This window comes from Pseudomonas sp. GM78 (assembly GCF_000282475.1).
Classification (GTDB): domain Bacteria; phylum Pseudomonadota; class Gammaproteobacteria; order Pseudomonadales; family Pseudomonadaceae; genus Aquipseudomonas.
The window spans coordinates 36,641-56,197 of sequence record NZ_AKJF01000057.1; the positions used below are offsets into that span (position 1 = coordinate 36,641).

Consider the following 19,557-nt stretch of genomic DNA (forward strand, 5'->3'; position numbering starts at 1 on the left):
CAGCCGTTCTTGCTTTGTCAAACACACGATACAGGCAGTTAGTTTGTTTTACTATTCAAGGGGTTGCATCTCTCTTTTTTAATATCTATCTAGCTTAGGTCAACAGCAGGCACGTCAATTACGTGCCTGCTGTTGAGTGGCCCGCTTGATTGGTTCAATAATTGTAATTGGCTATAAGCGCGTGCCGAGTTATTTCGGATTTAATAGGATTTATGGGTTCCGTTAAGCTGATTGCATTCTTTTACAGCAGCTGCCCGTTGTGTCTCCAGGTAATCGGCAAAATCTTTAATATTAACTCCCTTAGGGAAAAGGGGGCGGATTTATTTTTTAAAAAGAGAAAAAAGGGAAAAGGGGACCGATTTATTATTTTAGACGCAGGCGCGTAAAAAACAAAAAATAAATCTGTCCCCTTTTTCACTCGTCCCCTTTTTCACTCTTTTTCACTTTTTCAGTCCTTTTTCAGTCTCGGCCAACATGGCGACAGTTTCATAGGCCGCAGTTGAATGCGGCCAGAGTGCTGTCCCAGCGCTCATCAGGTGAACGGAAGCATCATGGTAATTGGGGACAGTTGCGGGCAACGAATGAATCCCGCCTTTTCGTAATACCCCACCAGACGATCAGTGAGTGGGTGCACCAAAAGAGCCGTTGACGCGACGTCGCTGGACGCGGAAATTGCACGAATAATGGCGTCCTTGAGTAGATCTAGGGACAGTCCCGTGCCCTGGGCAGTCTTACATACCCCCATGCGACCCAAGATGGTCACTGGGTGCTGATCTGGAGAATTGCGCTGCGCCCGTTTGGGCATCACATCTGCGCGCATCACCACGCCGTTCGACAATGTGTAGTAGCCGACGACGGTGCTGGTGCCCTTGATACAGGTGACAAACACGGAAGCGTGCTTGGCGTTCTGCGCTTTGAGAGCCCTTTTTGTCAGGTACTCGTTGATAGATTCATCACCACAATCAAAAGCGCTCAAATCGTGGCTTACAGACAATTTTTCCGGGGCGCTTAGCTCCACCGGGGTGGTCGTTCGAGTAGTTGGCGAAGACATTCGTTGTTCCTTACGGGATTCGACTGTAAGGCTTGTTCGAACGCGTCAAACTCACTGTCTGCAAGGCTGAACAGGCGCTGATCCAGGATGACTTCCTCAGCTTTTTTACAGGCAGCATCTAGGATGAAGCTGGTCCGATCGCTTCCAGAAATGGCTACGGCCACGTCGATCAAGTCTCGCTTTCTAAAGTCGACCCGCATATTGATAGGGACGGCTTTGGTTTTTTCTGTTGCAGCGGTCTTCGCAGGCAAAAGAGTAGTGGTCATGATTTTGGTCCTGTTGTTGCTCAAGCTTCCTCAAATATGCGGCAGTGCGCTTTAGCCACCGCGTGGCTGGGATGCATTGGCTCACCCCATGGATAAATCATAGGGCTGCTGTGTAGCTGTTGTCTACACGTAACGCATTCGGCTACACAAGTCCTGCTGAACGGTAGGGGGCGCAATAGTGAGGGACAGCGGGAAAAAAGATCCCGCCGCGTGACTCGTCATGAGCCCCCACTTATTCAGGCGGATCAATCTGATCAAGCACCCGATTCGCCGTGATCTCCGCCAACATGATGCTGTTTGAAATTCCCAATAGGGCATTGCGCGACTCACCGTCCAGATGATCCACCAAGTGATGAATCATCACATCGACTGAAGCCAGCGTCTCGACCAGAAAAACCGCCAAAGTTTCGGTTTTCACCTCTGGGTCGACGATAAACAGTGTGCAAGGTCTACGCGGGGTGGCTTTGATGTCGGCAATTGAAGGGCCGCGGAAGTCGAGGTCGCGTTCGGCGGCTTCGTTGAGTTTTGTTGAATCGCGCTCGTACGGGGTTACCGGCTCGGAGTCCGGCGGGTTTGGTGTGACCTTGATCATAGTGAAACTCCTAGTTCGAAAAAAGGAGCCTTCACCTCGCTACCAAACGAGGGGTGGCGGCCATACGCGGGTTGGTAGACCGGTAACTAGGACCCGGCGCTCCCGAGGGAGCCCTACGCATGGCCACCATAAAGCAGAGCCCGAAAAGGGTCTGTGAGCGGTGAGCTATACGACTAGTTGATCCGGGCTACCAAACCCGATCGCTGTTTTCAGCGACCGGAAAACGATAGAGCCCAGGCCCTAGGCGCACAAGCCGGCGGATTCTGGCGTAGCGGTAGGCAACGGCGCAAGGTCTTGTAGCTTTCAGGAAGTAAGCTGTAGGTGATTTAAACAAGTACCATAAAAAAGTAGGACGTCCCCGAGAGGCGTCCTTTTCTATTTGAGATGCAACGGATCCTGAACCAATGCTGTCACTCAGCAGGGTTTCATTATGGCCGGCAGGCCAACGGCCTAGGATGGAGGCTCCAGCCCAAACCACTGCGCCTCCCCGCAGGAATCTGAAAAATGATCTCAAACGTAATCAAAGTCGCGCTAGTCGCCGGTGCTTTGCTGTTGAGCGCCTGTTCAGGGGCGAGTACCCGAAGCTGTTATTCCGAAGACTGCCAGTCGTCTGATGGCTTGGACCTAGCCATAGCAGTAACACCGCCAAACTGAATTTCCATGGCAGTGCGCTTGGCAGCAGTTTCAACGAATACAGTTCAGGTCTGTTGCATGACGATTGATCCGCCACGAACCACTTGAACCAGCAAAATCAATTCCTACCTTTTGCTCCGCCCCCTTTGGTTCCCAGCTTGCTGAAAACGCCAATTTAGACCAATATAAGGACCTAAATTGGAGTCTTAATCATGCAAAGCGTATTGGCCGATATTGCCGTCAGCGTATCTGAATTGAAGAAAAATCCTTCGGCAGTACTGAGTGGCGCCCATGGCAGCCCAGTCGCCGTCCTCAACCATAATCGTGTCATGGGCTACATGGTCCCAGCCGATGTCTTCGAAGCCATGATGGAGCGGCTGGACGATCTGGATCTGGCGGAGCTGGTCCGCGCTCGCCGCCACGAAACGCCCGTGCCGGTAGAACTGGATGACTTATAAGCTCGAATTCCTGCCTTCGGCACGCAAGGAGTGGGACAAATTGGGCCGTACCTTGCGCGACCAACTCAAAAAAAAGCTCGCCGAACGATTGGAAAATCCCAGAGTGCCAGCGGATGCGCTGCATGGGATGCCGGACTGCTACAAGATCAAGTTGAAATCATCCGGGTACAGGTTGGTGTATGAGGTTATTGAAGCGCGCATCGTGGTTTCGGTGGTAGCAGTAGGGAAGCGGGAGCGTAGTGCGGTGTATGAGCGTGCGAAGAAGCCTCGTTGAGCGGCTGCGGTAGGTTCAGCAAAAGTAACCTCCCTACATGATTCCCGGACTTTGCCTACAGCTCCATCGAGGCTCACCTCGATATTCTGGTCGCCGACCTGCACAAAATCTGAATCTTGCGTGACGCCCTGGCTTTCCTTGAACAGGCAGGAGTTACCCCGTGAATATGATGAACTGCAACGGCTACGCCGCCCGCATTGACTACAGTGACGAAGACGGCCTGTTTGTTGGGCACATCGTGGGTATCAAGGATGTCGTGGGTTTTCACGGCGCGTCAGTCAGTGAGCTCCGAGCGGTATTTGAAGAGGCCGTCACCGATTACCTGGAGACCTGCGCGAAACTCGGACGCGCACCGCAGAAACCTACTCGGGCATCCTGAGCTTGCGCCTGGTGCAGAGCTCAATGAATACGAGCGGAGCAACCATCATGGAATACGACGACAAACTGATTGAAGAAGCCGTGCTTGCCCTGTTGGCAATCTTCAGCTTCGATGACGGCCGAGCTTGGAAACGGTTCGACTTCGAGACCACGAGCCGATTGCATGAACAGGGTTTCATCAGTAATCCGGTGAACAAGAACAAATCGATCTGGTTGACGGAGGAAGGGTTGGAGCGAGGTCTGCAGATAGCCGATCGGTTGTTTGGGGTGAGAGCTCAAGGGGAGCCTGCAGCCAACCCTGAGACGTGACTTCAGGCTACGTCATGCAGGCTAAACAAGGTCATCTTCATCGTCTCGCAGGTGGCGATACCAGCCATACAACGCCAAGGCAAGGATGGCGAAGATGATGACTATGAGGAGGATGACTACGTAATGAATTTACTCAGTGCCTTCGGCGTGAGTGTCTGTTTGGAATGCGTCCTTGCCGGTGAGCGAATGTAAGCTCCCGGAAAACAGCTGTCTTTAATACATAAGTTTGGGGGAGGGGTAGCGGTTCGACGGACGCTGGGAGAGTTGTGCGCAAAACCACCGATCCTGAACGAACCCTGTCACTCATCCAGGTTTCATTATAGGAGACGGGTCAGCGGTCTAGGATGAAGACGTCGGCTCAAATCACCGTACCTCCTCACAGGAATCTGAAAAATGATCTCAACCCAAATCAAAGTCGCGCTAATCGCCAGTGCTTTGCTGTTGAGCGCCTGTTCGGGGACGAGCACCCACTGCTGCTATTTTGAAGACTGCCAACCGTCTGCTGGCTTCACCCCGAGCCAAAGCAACACCGCCAGCAAGCTGAATTTCCACGGCAGTGCGCTTGGCAGCAGCTTCAGCGAATACAGCTCAGGTTTACTGCATGACGACTGATTCGTCACGAATCTCAGAACGGCTTTTATGATCCAACGATCAAGTCTCAACGCTGGGCAAACGTATCCGCCCGACTCCCCGACACCTTCCGACAATGCACCAACGCATCCCGAATCATGAAGTTCACCAACGTCGGTGACACCCCCAACTCCTTGGCAATGTCCTTCTGCGGCACGCCATGCAAGCGGTACATCTCGAAGGCATAACGCGTCCGGCTTGGCAGTTCGGTCAGGGCGTCGGCGATGTGTTCCAGGGTGGAGAAGTTGATGTGCGAGGTTTCCGGGGAGGCGCCCTGGATGACCACGTTGAGGCCTTCTTCTTCAGGGCCGGAATATTTCTGTTCCAGGGCCTGCTTGCGGTAGTGGTCGATGGCCAGGTTGCGCACGATCTGGAACAGGTAGCTGAGCTGCGCCTTGAACGAGGAGGTGATGTTCGGCGCCGATTGCAGGCGGAAGAACGCGTCTTGCACCACATCTTCAGCGCGCGAGCGGCAGCCGGTGATGCGGGCTGCAATCTTGACCAGTATCAGTCGATTGTCGACGAATGCCTGAAGTAGCGGCGAATCGCACCTGCTTGTGGACGCTTGTTCCGTCATTGGAGATCACCTTGCTGCCAATAGGTTAGTGGGACGACAAGAAGGCCGGGGCCGCCCTACACATCGAGCGACAAATTATGTTGAATGATAATGATTGTCAATTGAGAAAGAGAAGTAATGCGCCTGAAAGGTGCAGAGTGAGAACTGCGACACGCTGTCGCGCCACGGCCTGCTTGGTGCGCAAGGCTGTCGACTAATTATTTGCCAGGGTCATCCGTTCTCATTGGTGAATGGCTCCGGGCTGCAGCCCCGGACACCACCGCATTGCCAATGCCTTGCGCGGTCGGCGAAGACCGCGTCCTGCATGCCCCCCGATGGGGCGTGACGTTACGACATCGATTCCAATTGCAAGCCGAATTCAGGCAGGAAACCTCATGACCGACGCGTTCGAACTCCCCAGCACTCTGGTCCAAGCCCTCCAGCGCCGCGCGGCCGTCACGCCGGATCGGGTGGCCTTGCGTTTTCTCGCCGAAACCCAGGACCAGGCTGTGGTGCTCAGTTATCGCGAGCTGGATCAGCGGGCGCGGACGATTGCCGGCGCGCTGCAGGCCGAGGCCGGTTTTGGCGAGCGTGCGGTGTTGCTGTTTCCCAGTGGCCCTGATTACGTCGCGGCGTTTTTCGGCTGCCTGTATGCCGGGGTGATCGCGGTGCCGGCCTATCCGCCGGAGTCGGCGCGCCGGTATCATCAGGAGCGGTTGCTGTCGATCATCGGCGATGCGGAGCCGCGCCTGTTGCTGACCAGTGCCGGCCTGCGCGATTCGTTGCTGCAAATCGAAGGGGCGCCGCCGCTGTTGTGTGTCGATACCCTCGACAGCGCCCACGCCGATCGCTGGGTCGCGCCAGCCCTGGCAGACGATGACATCGCCTTCCTGCAATACACCTCTGGTTCCACCGCTTTGCCCAAGGGCGTGCAGGTCAGCCACGGCAACCTGGTGGCCAACGAATTGCTGATCCGCCACGGTTTCGGCATCGACCTGAACCCCGACGACGTGATCGTCAGCTGGCTGCCGCTGTACCACGACATGGGCCTGATCGGCGGCCTGTTGCAGCCGATTTTCAGTGGCGTGCCGTGCGTGTTGATGTCGCCGGCGTACTTCCTCGGCCGACCGTTGCGCTGGCTCGAAGCGATCAGTGAATACGGCGGGACTATTAGCGGCGGGCCGGATTTTGCCTATCGCCTGTGCAGCGAACGGGTCAGTGAGTCGGCCCTGGAGCGCCTCGACCTGAGCGGCTGGCGCGTGGCGTATTCCGGGTCGGAACCGATTCGCCTCGACACCCTGGAACGCTTCGCCGAGAAGTTCGCCACCTGCGGTTTCAGCGAAGACAGTTTCATGGCCTCCTACGGTCTGGCGGAAGCCACGCTGTTCGTTGCCGGCACTCCGCGTGGCCAAGGCATCGGCAATTTGCGAGTCGACGATCAGGCACTCGCGCAAAACCGTGCCGAGGCCGGCGAGGGCAGCGCGATCATGAGCTGCGGCATCAGCCAGCCGGATCACGCGGTGTTGATCATGGACCCGGCGTCGCTCAGCGAACTGGCTGACAACGCGGTCGGTGAAGTCTGGGCCGCTGGGCCGAGCATCGCCCACGGTTACTGGCGCAACCCCGAGGCCTCGGCCAAGACCTTCGTCCAGCACGCAGATAAAAAATGGCTGCGTACCGGCGACCTGGGCTTCATCCGCGACGGTGAACTGTTCATCACCGGGCGCCTGAAAGACATGCTGATCGTGCGCGGCCACAACCTTTATCCACAGGACATCGAGCAGACTGTCGAGCGTGAAGTGGAGGTGGTGCGCAAGGGGCGCGTCGCTGCCTTTGCGGTGAGTGTTGACGGCCAGGAAGGCATCGGCATCGCCGCGGAAATCAGCCGCAGCGTGCAAAAAATCCTCCCGCCCGAAGCCTTGATCAAGGCTATCCGCCAGTCCGTGGCCGAGGCGTATCAGGAAACGCCGAGCGTGGTGCTGCTGCTCAATCCGGGCGCCTTGCCCAAGACTTCCAGCGGCAAGCTGCAACGCTCGGCGTGCCGTAATCGCCTGGTCGATGGCAGCCTCGACAGTTATGCTCTGTTCCCTTCGGCGGTCACAGAGAGCGCAGGCAATGGCGAGTCCGCCTCGGAGCTGCAAAGCCTGATCGGGCAGATCTGGTGTGAGCAATTGCAGGTCAAGCAGGTCGCTGCCGACGATCATTTCTTCCTGCTGGGCGGTAACTCCATCGCGGCCACGCAAGTGGTGGCGCGCCTACGTGAAACACTCGGCCTGGAGCTGAACCTGCGCCTGCTGTTCGAAGCGCCGACCCTTGGCGCCTTCGCTGAAGTAGTGGCTCGGCAACAACAAGACGGTGGCCTCGCCCAAGGCGCGATCACCACGCTGTCGCGCAGCGAAGCCATGCCGCAATCCCTGGCGCAAAATCGCCTGTGGATCACCTGGCAGCTCGACCCGCAGAGCAGCGCCTACAACATTCCCGGTGCCTTGCGCCTGCGTGGCGAACTGGACGAAGACGCCCTGCGCGTCAGTTTCCAGCAGTTGATCGAGCGTCACGAATCCCTGCGCACGCGCTTCTTCGAGCGTGACGGGGTGGCGTTGCAGCAGGTGGATGCGGCCGCTGAATTCAATCTGCAGCGCATCGACATCAGCGATTTGCCGATGGCCGAGCGTGAAGCCCGGGCGCAACAAATTCGTGAGGACGAAGCGCACACTCAGTTCGACCTGGAGAAAGGTCCGTTGCTCTGGGTGACGCTGGTGCGCCTCGACGACGAAGATCACCAACTGCTGGTAACGCTGCACCACATCATCGCCGATGGCTGGTCGATGAATGTGTTGATCGACGAATTTTCCCGGCTGTACGCGGCGGCAGCCCAAGGACAACAGGCCACGCTCGCGCCATTGCCAACCCAGTACGCCGACTATGGCAGTTGGCAGCGCCAATGGCTGGCGCAAGGGGAGGGCGAGCGCCAACTGGCTTACTGGAAGGCGCAGTTGGGCGAGGAGCATCCAACCCTGAACCTGGCCAGCGACCATCCGCGCTCGGCGCAACAGCTGCACAGCGCCGCCCGCCATACCGTGCGCCTGGGGGCGGACTTGAGCGATGCCATTCGCCAGACCGCCCAGGCCCACCAAGCCACGCCGTACATGCTGTTGCTCACCGCGTTCCAGAGCCTGTTGCATCGCTACAGCGGTGCGCGCGACATCCGCATCGGCGTGCCCAATGCCAACCGTCCGCGCCTGGAAACCCAAGGCCTGATCGGCTTCTTCATCAACACCCAGGTGCTGCGTGCCGAGGTGGATTCGCGGCTGCCATTCGTAGAGTTGCTGGCGCAAACCCGGCAGGCCGCGCTGGGCGCACAGGCGCATCAGGACCTGCCGTTCGAGCAACTGCTCGAGGCGTTCCCGCAGGCGCGTGAACAGGGCCTGTTCCAGGTCATGTTCAACCACCAGCAACGGGATCTCAGTGCCTTGAAGCGCTTGCCCGGGCTGCTCGCCGAAGAGCTGCCGTGGCACAGTCGCGAGGCCAAGTTCGACCTGCAGTTGCACAGCGAAGAAGATCGCAACGGGCGCTTGAGCCTGTCCTTCGACTACGCCAGCGAGCTGTTCGATGCCGCAACCATCGAGCGTCTGGCCGAGCATTACCGCAACCTGTTGCGCGCCATCAGTAAGCAACCGCAAACCGCCATCGGCGACCTGCCAACGCTGACCGGGCCTGAGTTCGATCAGCAGGCGCAGTGGGCCGTTGCCCCGTTCCCGCCTGCCCGCCGCTGGCTGCCGGAGCTGCTCAACGAACAGGCTCGCCTGACCCCGGAACGCACCGCGCTGGTGTGGGACGGCGGCAGCCTGGATTTCGCCGAACTGCACACCCAGGCCAATCGCCTGGCCCACTACCTGCGCGACAAAGGCGTCGGCCCGGATGTGTGCGTGGCGATTGCCGCCGAGCGTTCGCCGCAACTGCTGATCGGCCTGTTGGCGATCATCAAGGCCGGTGGCGCCTACGTGCCACTCGATCCGGATTACCCGGCCGAACGCCTGGCCTACATGCTCAGCGACAGCGGCGTGGAGTTGCTGCTGACGCAAACTCAATTGCTCGATCGCTTGCCAGCGACCGACGGCGTCAGCGTGATCGCGATGGACGCCCTGCATCTGGAAAGCTGGCCAAGCCACACGCCGGGCCTGCACCTGCACGGCGACAACCTGGCCTATGTGATCTACACCTCCGGCTCCACCGGCCAACCGAAAGGCGTCGGCAACACCCACGCGGCCCTCGCCGAACGCCTGCAATGGATGCAGGACACTTACCGCCTGAATGAAACCGATGTGCTGATGCAGAAAGCGCCGATCAGTTTCGACGTGTCGGTGTGGGAGTGCTTCTGGCCGCTGATCACCGGGGCCCGGCTGCTGCTTGCCGGGCCGGGTGAACACCGCGATCCGCAGCGCATCGCGCAGCTGGTCCAAGCGTACGGCGTGACCACGCTGCACTTCGTGCCGCCGCTGCTGGCGTTGTTCATCGACGAACCGCTGAGTGCCGAATGCACCAGCCTGCGCCGGCTGTTCTCCGGCGGCGAAGCGCTGCCGGCCGAGCTGCGCAACCGCGTGCTGCAACAACTGCCGGCCGTGCAGTTGCACAACCGCTACGGCCCGACCGAAACCGCGATCAACGTGACCCATTGGCACTGCTCCCGTGCCGATGGCGAGCGCTCGCCGATTGGCCGGCCGCTGGGTAACGTGATCTGCCGCGTACTCGACAGTGATCTGAATCCCGTACCGGCCGGCGTGCCAGGTGAACTGTGCATCAGCGGCATCGGCCTGGCCCGTGGTTATCTGGGTCGCCCGGGCCTGACCGCCGAGCGTTTTGTGGTCGATCCTTTGGGCGAGCAGGGCGCGCGCCTGTACCGCACCGGTGACCGTGCGCGCTGGACCACCGATGGCGTGATCGAATACCTCGGACGTCTCGATCAGCAGGTCAAACTGCGCGGCTTTCGCGTCGAGCCGGAAGAAATCGAAGCGCGGCTGTTGGCGCAAGTCGGTGTCGCCCAAGCCGTGGTGCTGGTGCGCGAAACGTCGGCCGGTGGCCAGTTGATCGGCTACTACACCGCCGACTCCACTGAGTCCGCAGAAGCCCAAAACACCCGCCTGAAAACCGCACTGGCGGCCGAACTGCCGGAGTACATGGTCCCGGCACAGCTGATGCGCCTGAACGAAATGCCCCTCAGTCCGAGCGGCAAACTCGACCGTCGTGCCCTGCCGGAACCGCAATGGCAGGTGCGCGAACACGTCGAACCGGTGACCGAACTGCAACAGCAGATCGCCGGTATCTGGCGTGCCGTGCTGGGTCTCGAGCAAGTCGGCCTGCGCGATGACTTCTTCGCCCTCGGCGGCCATTCGCTGCTGGCCACGCAAATCATTTCCCGCACACGCCAGGCCTGCGACGTCGAGTTGCCGTTGCGCGCGCTATTCGAAAACAGTGAGCTGGGCGCGTATGCCGAACAGGTGCGCCTGATCCAGGCCAGCGGCCGTACCAACGAACAGCCGCCGATCGCCAAGGTCGACCGCAGCCAAGCGGTGCCGCTGTCCTATTCCCAGCAGCGCATGTGGTTCCTCTGGCAGATGGAGCCGGACAGCCCGGCCTACAACGTCGGTGGCATGGCGCGCTTGCGCGGGGTGCTGGATGTCGAGCGTTTCGAGGCCGCGTTGCAGGCCTTGATCCTGCGTCACGAAACCCTGCGCACCACCTTCCCGAGCGTCGATGGCGTCGCGCGCCAGCAGGTGCATGCCGAGACGGGTGTGCGCATCGACTGCAAGGACTTCACCGCGCTGGATGCCGATGGCCGTGAGTGGCAAGTCCAGCAACTGGCCGACGATGAAGCGCACAAGCCTTTCGATCTGGAAACCGGACCGCTGCTGCGCGCCTGCCTGGTCAAGACCGCCGAGCAGGAACACTACCTGGTGCTGACCCTGCACCACATCGTCACCGAAGGCTGGGCGATGGACATCTTTGCCCGGGAACTCACTGCGCTGTACGAAGCCTTGGTCGAGGATCGTGAATCACCGCTGGCACCGTTGCCGGTGCAGTACCTGGATTACAGCGTCTGGCAGCGCCAATGGCTGGAGTCCGGTGAGCGCCAGCGCCAGCTCGATTACTGGACCGCGCAGCTGGGTCGTGAGCATCCACTGCTGGAATTGCCGGCCGACCGTCCGCGTCCTCCGGTACAAAGCCACCAGGGCGAGTTGTACCGTTTCGACCTGAGCGATGACCTGGCGGCACGGGTGCGTGCCTTCAATGCGCAAAACGGCTTGACCCTGTTCATGACCATGACCGCCGCCCTGGCCACGTTGCTGTATCGCTATAGCGGCCAGACCGACCTGCGCATCGGCGCGCCGGTGGCCAACCGGATTCGTCCGGAAAGCGAAGGGCTGATCGGCGCGTTCCTCAACACCCAGGTGCTGCGTTGCCAGCTCGATGGGCAGATGTCCGTCGGCGAGTTGTTCGAGCAGGTTCGCCACACCGTGATCGAGGGCCAGTCCCATCAGGACCTGCCGTTCGATCATCTGGTCGAAGCCTTGCAGCCACCGCGCAGCGCCGCCTACAACCCGCTGTTCCAGGTGATGTGCAACGTGCAGCGCTGGGAGTTCCAGCAGACCCGCACCCTGGCCGGCATGACCGTGCAATACCTGGCCAACGATGCCCGCGCGACCAAGTTCGACCTCAACCTGGAAGTCACCGACCTCGACCATCGCCTCGGTTGCTGCCTGACCTACAGCACCGATCTGTTCGACGAGCCACGCATTGCGCGCATGGCCGCCCATTGGCGCAACCTGCTGGAGGCGCTGATTGCTGATCCGCAGCAGCGCCTCAGTGAGTTGCCGTTGCTCGAAACCGGCGAACAGCAACAGCTGCTCGACAGCCTTGGCGTTGAGCCGGGCGAGCATCGACTCGACCAGTGCATCCATCAGCTGTTCAGCGAACAGGCCCTGGCGCGCCCCGATGCGCCGGCCCTGACCTTCGCCGGACAAACCCTGAGCTACGCCGAGCTCGACAGCCGCGCCAATCGCCTGGCCTGGATGCTGCGCGAGCGCGGTGTCGGCCCGCAGGTGCGGGTGGGTCTGGCGCTGGAGCGTTCGCTGGAGATGGTCGTCGGCCTGCTGGCGATCCTCAAGGCCGGTGGCGCCTACGTGCCGCTGGACCCGGAATACCCGCTGGATCGCTTGCACTACATGATCGAAGACAGCGGCGTCGGTTTGCTGCTCAGTGACGCTGCGATGTTCCAGGCCCTCGGCGATTTTCCCGCGGGCGTCGGCCGCTGGTGTCTGGAGGAAGACAGCGGGTTGCTGGCCAACTACCCGGTCAGCGCACTGCCGCCGATCAGCCTGCCACAACATCAGGCGTACCTGATCTACACCTCGGGCTCCACCGGTAAGCCGAAAGGCGTGGTGGTGTCCCACGGCGAAATCGCCATGCATTGCCGCGCGGTGATCGAGCGTTTCGGCATGCGCCCGGATGACTGCGAGTTGCACTTCTATTCGATCAACTTCGACGCCGCCACCGAGCGTCTATTAGTGCCGCTGTTGAGCGGTGCCCAAGTTGTGCTGCGCGCCCAGGGCCAATGGGACGCGCAAGAGATCTGCGGGCTGATCCGTCGCCACCACATCAACATCCTCGGTTTCACCCCGAGCTACGGCAGCCAGTTGGCGCAGTGGCTGGCGACGCAAAATGCAACCCTGCCGGTGCGCATGATCATCACCGGCGGCGAGGCGCTGACCGGTGAACACCTGGCGCGGATTCGTGCGGCGTTCAAGCCGAAGCTGTTCTTCAATGCCTACGGCCCGACGGAAACGGTGGTCATGCCACTGGCCAGCCTGGCCCCCGAGGTGTTGGAGGAGGGCGCCGGCAGCGTGCCGATCGGCAGCGTGATCGGCGACCGCGTGGCTTACATTCTCGATGCCGACCTGGCGTTGGTGCCGCAGGGCGCGACCGGCGAGTTGTACGTCGGTGGTGCCGGCCTGGCCCAGGGTTATCACCAACGTGCGGGCATGACGGCGGAGCGCTTTGTTGCCGATCCGTTTGCCGGCAACGGCGGGCGTATCTATCGCACTGGCGACCTGGTGCGCCAGCGTGCCGATGGCCTGGTGGAATACCTCGGGCGTATTGACCATCAAGTGAAGATTCGTGGTTTCCGCATCGAGCTGGGCGAGATTGAAACCCGTTTGCTGGAACATGAATCGGTGCGTGAAGCGGTTGTGTTGGCGCTCGATGCACCGAGCGGCAAACAACTGGTTGGCTATCTGGTAGCCGACGTCGCCGAACAGGACGAGTCGCAACAAACCGCACTGCGTGAATCACTCAAGTCGCACCTCAAATCCCAGCTGCCGGATTATATGGTGCCGACTCACCTGATCCTGCTGGCGAGCATGCCGCTGACCGCCAACGGCAAACTCGACCGCCGCGCACTGCCGGCGCCAGACCCGGAGTTGAACCGCCAGCAGTATGTGGCGCCCAGCAATGAGCTGGAGCTGACGTTGGCGCAGATCTGGTGCGAAGTGCTGAACGTCGAGCAGGTGGGGCTCAACGATAACTTCTTCGAACTCGGTGGCGACTCGATCCTGTCGATTCAGGTGGTCAGCCGCGCGCGCCAGCAGGGCATTCACTTCAGCCCCCGCGACCTGTTCCAGCACCAGACCGTGCAGACCCTCGCCGCCGTGGCGACCCGCACCGAACAGGTCACCGCCGAGCAAGGTTTGCTCAGCGGCGAGTCGCACCTGACGCCGATCCAGCACTGGTTCTTCGACACTGCCATTCCCCAGCGCCAACACTGGAACCAGGCGTTGCTGCTGCAACCGAGCGTGACCCTGGAACCCCATCGCCTGGAGCAAGCGCTGCTGGCGGTGATTGAGCAGCATGATGCGTTGCGCTTGCGCTTCAGCCAGGTGGGCGGTCAATGGCAGGCGCAGCACCAGGCGCTTTCCGATATGCCGGTGCTGTGGCAAGTCCGCGTCGCGTCCATGGACAAATGCGCTGCTTTGTTCGCCGACGCCCAGCGCAGCCTCGATCTCGAAGAGGGGCCGTTGCTGCGGGTGTTGCTGGTCGATGGTCCCCAGGGTCAGCAGCGCTTGTTCATCGCGATTCACCACCTGGTGATCGACGGCGTTTCATGGCGCGTGCTGCTGGACGATCTGCAGAACGTCTATCGCCAACTCGATGCGCAACAACCGATGAAACTGCCGGCCAAGACCAGCGCCTTCAAGGATTGGGCCGCGCGCTTGCAGGCCTATGCTGGCAGCGAGTCCCTGCGTGAAGAACTGGGCTGGTGGCAAGCGCAATTGGCCGGGCCGAGCGCCGAATTGCCTTGCGATCGGCCGGAAGGTGGTCGTCAGCAGCGGCATGCGCAAACCGTCAGCGTGCGCCTCGACAGCGAGCGCACCCGGCAATTGCTGCAACAGGCGCCGAGTGCTTATCGCACCCAGGTCAATGACCTGTTGCTGACCGCGTTGGCCCGTGTGCTGTGCCGTTGGAGCGGTCACGAATCGGCGCTGGTTCAACTCGAAGGCCATGGCCGCGAGGCGCTGTTCGACGAGATCGACCTGACCCGCACCGTCGGCTGGTTCACCAGCGCCTACCCGCTGCGCCTGACACCCTCGAACATCGAGGAGGCGGCCGGGCAGGGCGCATCGATCAAGGCGATCAAGGAGCAACTGCGCGCCGTGCCGCACAAAGGGCTGGGGTATGGCGTGCTGCGTTATCTGGCGGATGAGCCGAGCCGCCAGCGCATGGCCGAACTGCCGGCGGCGCCGATCACCTTCAACTACCTGGGGCAGTTCGACCAGAGCTTTGCGGCCGATGCGCTGTTCCATCCGCTGGATGAGGCCATTGGCGCGGCCCACGATGCGCAGGCGCCGCTGCCGAATGAATTGAGCGTCGACAGTCAGGTCTACGGCGGCGAACTGGTGCTGCGCTGGACCTTCAGCGCCGAACGGTATGAGCCTCAGACCATCAGCGAGCTGGCCGATGCTTACCTCGGCGAATTGCGCAGCCTGATCGAACACTGCCTGCGCGATGACGCGGGCGGCCTGACGCCGTCGGACTTCCCGCTGGCGAAACTGAACCAGACGCAACTGGATGCGCTGCCGATTGCCGCGGGGCAGATCGAAGACGTCTACCCGCTGACGCCGATGCAGGAAGGCATGCTGCTGCACACCCTGCTGGAACCCGGCACAGGCCTGTACTACATGCAGGATCGCTACCGCATCAACAGCGAGCTCGATGCGCAGCGGTTCGCCCAGGCCTGGCAAGCGGTGATCGCTCGCCACGAAGCCTTGCGCGCCTCGTTCTGCTGGAACGTCGGCGAAGACATGCTGCAGGTCATCCACAAGCCGGGCGGCACGCCGATCGAGTACCTGGACTGGACCGAGATCGCCGCCGTCGAGCAGGAGCCGAAGCTGCAGGCCTTGCTCAAGTCCGAGCGCGAGGCCGGGTTCGATCTGCTCAACCAGGCACCGTTCCACCTGCGCTTGATCCGGGTGGGCGCGGAGCGTTACTGGTTCATGATGAGCAACCACCACATCCTGATCGATGCCTGGTGCCGTTCGTTGCTGATGAACGACTTCTTCGAAATCTACACCGCCCTCGGCGAAGGCCGGGAAGCGCAGTTAGCCTTGCCGCCGCGTTATCGCGACTACATCGCCTGGCTGCAACACCAGAGCCTGGCCGAAGCGCGGCAGTGGTGGAAAACCAACCTGCAGGGGTTTGAGCGGACCACGCCGATCCCGAGCGACCGGCCGTTCCTGCGCGAACATGCCGGCGACAGCGGCGGCATGATCGTCGGCGACCGCTATACCCGCCTCGATGCCCGTGACGGTGCACGGCTACGTGAACTGGCCCAGGCGCATCAGCTGACCATCAACACCTTCGCCCAGGCAGCGTGGGCCCTGGTATTGCGCCGGTTGAGCGGCGATCGCGACGTGCTGTTCGGGGTCACGGTGGCCGGGCGCCCGGTCGAGATGCCGGAGATGCAACGCACCGTCGGCCTGTTCATCAACAGCATTGCGTTGCGGGTGAAAATGCCTGACGACGATCAGCGTTGCAGCGTGCGCCAATGGCTGAGCGGTTTGCTCGACAGCAACATGCAACTGCGTGAGTACGAGTACCTGCCGCTGGTGAGCATCCAGGAAAACAGCGAACTGCCCAAGGGCCAGCCGCTGTTCGACAGCCTGTTCGTGTTCGAAAACGCCCCGGTGGAAGTCTCGGTACTGGACCGTGCGCAAAGCCTGAAGGCGACCTCGGATTCGGGCCGCACCCACACCAACTTCCCGCTGACGGCGGTGTGTTATCCAGGTGATGACCTGGGCTTGCACCTGTCCTACGACCAGCGATATTTCGATGAGTCCACCGTCGAACGCATGCTCGGCGAGTTCAAGCGCCTGCTGCTGGCGTTGGTCGAAGGCTTCCATGGCGACATGGCAGACCTGCCGCTGCTGGGGGACGAGGAGCAGGACTTCCTGATCCACGGCTGCAACCAGAGCGAACACAAATACCCCCTGGAGCAGAGCTACGTTGCCTTGTTTGAAGCGCAAGTGGCGGAGCATCCGCAGCAGATTGCCGCCAGTTGCCTGGATCAGCAATACAGCTACTTCGAATTGAACCAGCGCAGTAACCGCCTCGGCCATGCGCTGATTGCCGCTGGCGTCGGGCTGGATCAACCGGTGGCGCTGCTGGCCGAACGCAGCCTCGATTTGCTCGGCATGATCATCGGCAGCTTCAAGGCCGGTGCCGGTTATCTGCCGCTGGACCCGGGGCTGCCGAGCCAGCGCCTGAGTCGCATCATCGACTTGAGCCGCACGCCGTTGCTGCTGTGCACCCGCGCCTGTCACGCACAAGCACTGGCGTTGCTGGATGAGTTCGGTTGCGCCAGTCGGCCGCGGTTGCTGGTGTGGGAAGATGTGCAGGCGAGCGCTGTCTCGGTGGCCAACCCGGGCATCCACAGCGGGCCGGACAACCTGGCCTACGTGATCTACACCTCCGGCTCCACCGGTTTGCCCAAGGGCGTGATGGTCGAGCAGCGCGGCATGCTCAATAACCAGTTGAGCAAGGTGCCTTACCTGAGCCTGGGCGAGGCAGACGTGATTGCCCAGACCGCTTCGCAAAGCTTCGATATTTCGGTCTGGCAGTTCCTCGCTGCGCCGTTGTTCGGCGCGCGGGTGGACATCGTGCCGAACACCGTCGCCCATGACCCGCAGGGTTTGCTCGCCCACGTTCAAAGCCAGGGCATCACCGTGCTGGAAAGCGTGCCGTCGCTGATCCAGGGCATGCTCGCCCAGGAACGCATGAGCCTCGATGGCCTGCGCTGGATGCTGCCGACAGGGGAGGCGATGCCGCCGGAGCTGGCGCATCAATGGCTGCTGCGCTACCCGCAGATCGGGCTGGTGAATGCCTATGGCCCGGCGGAATGCTCGGATGACGTGGCGTTCTTCCGCGTCGACATGGCCTCCACCCGCGGCAGCTACTTGCCGATCGGTACGCCGACCGACAACAACCGCCTGTACCTGCTCGACGGCGCGCTGGAATTGGTGCCGCTGGGTGCGGTGGGCGAGTTGTGCGTGGCGGGCACCGGGGTCGGGCGCGGCTACGTCAGCGATCCGCTGCGCACGGCCCAGGTTTTTGTGCCGAACCCGTTCGGCGCACCGGGCGATCGCCTGTATCGCACCGGCGACCTGGCCCGCCGTCGCAGTGACGGCGTGCTGGAATACGTCGGGCGTATCGACCATCAGGTGAAGATTCGCGGCTACCGCATCGAACTGGGTGAGATCGAAGCGCGCCTGCACGAACAGCCGCAAATCCGCGATGCGGCGGTCGGGGTGCAGGAAGGGGTCAATGGCAAGCACCTGGTGGGCTACCTGGTGGCGGCGGATGCAACGCTGAATCCGGTTGATTGCCTGGAGCGCATCAAGCAACGCCTGCGCGCCGAACTGCCGGAATACATGGTGCCGCTGCACTGGCTGTGGCTCGACAGGCTGCCACTCAACGCCAACGGCAAACTAGATCGCAAGGCCCTGCCGGCGTTGGAGATCGGCCAGTTGCAAAGCCAGGACTACCAGGCACCGCGCAACGACCTGGAGCGAACGTTGGCGGACATCTGGGCCGAGGTGCTGAGGGTCGAGAAAGTCGGCATCCGCGACAACTTCTTCGAACTGGGCGGGCATTCGCTGCTGGCCACGCAGATCGCCTCGCGGGTGCAGAAAACCCTGCAGCGCGATGTGCCGCTGCGGGCGATGTTCGAATGCAGCACGGTGGAGGAACTGGCCGGGTACATCGATGGGTTGGCGGCCAGCGACATCACCGAGGAGAAGGTGGACCGGTTGAATGACTTGATGGCGGAGCTGGAGGGGCTTTGATTCTCTAGTGTCTGTGCCGGCCCCAATCGCTGGCAAGCCAGCTCCCACAGGTTCGTTGGTGAACACATAACATGTGAACACCACAAAACCCTGTGGGAGCTGGCTTGCCAGCGAAGGGGCCGGTACAGACGCATACAATCGTGTGATTGACGGCAAACCGTCAGCCGCTCAATCTTCCGGCTCCATTTTCAAACGGAGCCACTGCGATGCCCTTCGTAACCATCGACGGCCAACCCCTCCACTACATCGATCAAGGCACCGGCCCGGCCGTCCTGCTGGCCGGCAGTTACCTGTGGGACCAGGCCATGTGGGCGCCGCAGATTGCCGCATTGTCGCAACAGTACCGGGTGATCGCCCTGGACCTGTGGGGCCACGGTGAATCCGGATCGCTGCCTGTCGGTACAACCTCACTAAACGACATCGCACGCCAGGTCTTGGCCTTGCTCGATCACCTGGACATCGATCGCGTGACCCTGGTCGGACTGTCAGTGGGGGGCATGTGGGGTGTGCGTCTGGCGCTGTCGGCACCGCAACGGCTCAACGGGCTGGTGCTGATGGACACCTACGTCGGCGTAGAGCCGGAACCGACCCGGCAGTACTACTTTTCACTGTTCAAGATGATTGAGGAAACCGGCGTCATTTCCGAGCAATTGCTGGATATCGTGGTGCCGATCTTCTTCCGTCCGGGCATCGATCCGCATTCGGCGCTGTACCAGGATTTTCGCGCCAAACTCGCCGCGCTGCCGCCTGAGCGATTGCGCGAAAGCATCGTACCGATGGGGCGGATCACCTTTGGCCGGGATGATTTGTTGCCGCGTCTGGGTGAGTTGAATGCCGCAACCACGTTGCTGATATGTGGCGATCAGGACAAGCCACGTCCGCCCAGCGAAACGATTGAAATGGCCGGGATGATTGGTTGCCCGTATGTGCTGGTGCCGGAGGCGGGGCATATTTCCAATCTGGAGAATCCGGGGTTTGTCACCGAGGCGCTGCTCGAGTTTTTAGCCCAGAGAAATTAG

10 protein-coding genes and 2 pseudogenes are annotated in these 19,557 nt (G+C 61.1%); 8 read left to right on the forward strand and 4 right to left on the reverse strand.

All coding sequences use genetic code 11. The features are described 5' to 3' along the window. Nucleotides 1-532 precede the first annotated feature (532 nt). From PMI35_RS25110 to PMI35_RS25105, 3 genes are all read right to left on the reverse strand, one after another. Entirely contained in the window at nt 533-1,051 is a 519-nt protein-coding gene (locus PMI35_RS25110) for a hypothetical protein (protein WP_008056437.1), read from the reverse strand. After that, the gene (locus tag PMI35_RS0132370) at nt 1,009-1,317 is read right to left on the reverse strand and encodes a type II toxin-antitoxin system TacA family antitoxin (RefSeq protein ID WP_008056438.1); all 309 of its coding nucleotides are present in this window, start codon (nt 1,315-1,317) and stop codon (nt 1,009-1,011) included. Before PMI35_RS0132370 ends, PMI35_RS25110 begins: the two co-directional genes overlap by 43 nt. A 232-nt stretch (nt 1,318-1,549) precedes the next feature. Further along, nucleotides 1,550-1,909 carry a DUF6124 family protein gene (locus PMI35_RS25105; protein WP_008056439.1) on the reverse strand — a complete coding sequence of 120 codons (360 nt, stop codon included), beginning with the start codon at nt 1,907-1,909 and terminating at the stop codon, nt 1,550-1,552. A gap of 504 nt (nt 1,910-2,413) precedes the next feature. Here PMI35_RS25105 and PMI35_RS35205 point away from each other — a divergent pair. The 6 genes and pseudogenes from PMI35_RS35205 to PMI35_RS25085 all read left to right on the forward strand — a co-directional run bounded on the left by PMI35_RS35205 (nt 2,414) and on the right by PMI35_RS25085 (nt 4,573). Continuing rightward, a pseudogene (locus PMI35_RS35205) lies at nt 2,414-2,631 on the forward strand (hypothetical protein). Nucleotides 2,632-2,754: 123 nt separating this feature from the next. Continuing rightward, nucleotides 2,755-3,000: a type II toxin-antitoxin system Phd/YefM family antitoxin gene (locus PMI35_RS25100; protein ID WP_008056440.1), complete on the forward strand. Its 246-nt coding sequence runs from the start codon at nt 2,755-2,757 to the stop codon at nt 2,998-3,000. Continuing rightward, on the forward strand, nt 2,990-3,274 hold the full coding sequence (locus tag PMI35_RS25095) for a type II toxin-antitoxin system RelE family toxin (RefSeq protein WP_008056441.1): 285 nt from the start codon (nt 2,990-2,992) through the stop codon (nt 3,272-3,274). Before PMI35_RS25100 ends, PMI35_RS25095 begins: the two co-directional genes overlap by 11 nt. Nucleotides 3,275-3,440: 166 nt before the next feature. Then, a pseudogene (locus tag PMI35_RS0132375) lies at nt 3,441-3,668 on the forward strand (type II toxin-antitoxin system HicB family antitoxin); the annotation flags it as partial. A gap of 32 nt (nt 3,669-3,700) precedes the next feature. Then, nucleotides 3,701-3,961 carry a DUF6429 family protein gene (locus tag PMI35_RS25090; protein ID WP_008056443.1) on the forward strand — a complete coding sequence of 87 codons (261 nt, stop codon included), beginning with the start codon at nt 3,701-3,703 and terminating at the stop codon, nt 3,959-3,961. 393 nt (nt 3,962-4,354) lie between these two features. Continuing rightward, a complete protein-coding gene (locus PMI35_RS25085; RefSeq protein WP_008056445.1) occupies nt 4,355-4,573 on the forward strand; it encodes a hypothetical protein in 219 nt (72 codons plus the stop codon). A gap of 46 nt (nt 4,574-4,619) precedes the next feature. Here the strand turns inward: PMI35_RS25085 and PMI35_RS25080 are convergent, their stop codons facing one another. After that, nucleotides 4,620-5,168 carry an RNA polymerase factor sigma-70 gene (locus PMI35_RS25080; RefSeq protein ID WP_008056446.1) on the reverse strand — a complete coding sequence of 183 codons (549 nt, stop codon included), beginning with the start codon at nt 5,166-5,168 and terminating at the stop codon, nt 4,620-4,622. 374 nt (nt 5,169-5,542) lie between these two features. On the opposite strand from PMI35_RS25080, the gene PMI35_RS25075 reads away from it, so the two are divergent. Beyond that, a complete protein-coding gene (locus PMI35_RS25075; RefSeq protein ID WP_008056447.1) occupies nt 5,543-18,538 on the forward strand; it encodes a non-ribosomal peptide synthetase in 12,996 nt (4,331 codons plus the stop codon). Between the two features lie 206 nt (nt 18,539-18,744). Then, on the forward strand, nt 18,745-19,557 hold the full coding sequence (locus tag PMI35_RS25070) for an alpha/beta fold hydrolase (RefSeq protein ID WP_008056452.1): 813 nt from the start codon (nt 18,745-18,747) through the stop codon (nt 19,555-19,557).

Coding starts and splice junctions, on each gene's coding strand:
- PMI35_RS25110 (WP_008056437.1), bottom strand. CDS start 1,051: ATGTCTTCGCCAACTACTCGAACGACCACCCCGGTGGAGCTAAGCGCC.
- PMI35_RS0132370 (WP_008056438.1), bottom strand. CDS start 1,317: ATGACCACTACTCTTTTGCCTGCGAAGACCGCTGCAACAGAAAAAACC.
- PMI35_RS25105 (WP_008056439.1), bottom strand. CDS start 1,909: ATGATCAAGGTCACACCAAACCCGCCGGACTCCGAGCCGGTAACCCCG.
- PMI35_RS25100 (WP_008056440.1), top strand. CDS start 2,755: ATGCAAAGCGTATTGGCCGATATTGCCGTCAGCGTATCTGAATTGAAG.
- PMI35_RS25095 (WP_008056441.1), top strand. CDS start 2,990: ATGACTTATAAGCTCGAATTCCTGCCTTCGGCACGCAAGGAGTGGGAC.
- PMI35_RS25090 (WP_008056443.1), top strand. CDS start 3,701: ATGGAATACGACGACAAACTGATTGAAGAAGCCGTGCTTGCCCTGTTG.
- PMI35_RS25085 (WP_008056445.1), top strand. CDS start 4,355: ATGATCTCAACCCAAATCAAAGTCGCGCTAATCGCCAGTGCTTTGCTG.
- PMI35_RS25080 (WP_008056446.1), bottom strand. CDS start 5,168: ATGACGGAACAAGCGTCCACAAGCAGGTGCGATTCGCCGCTACTTCAG.
- PMI35_RS25075 (WP_008056447.1), top strand. CDS start 5,543: ATGACCGACGCGTTCGAACTCCCCAGCACTCTGGTCCAAGCCCTCCAG.
- PMI35_RS25070 (WP_008056452.1), top strand. CDS start 18,745: ATGCCCTTCGTAACCATCGACGGCCAACCCCTCCACTACATCGATCAA.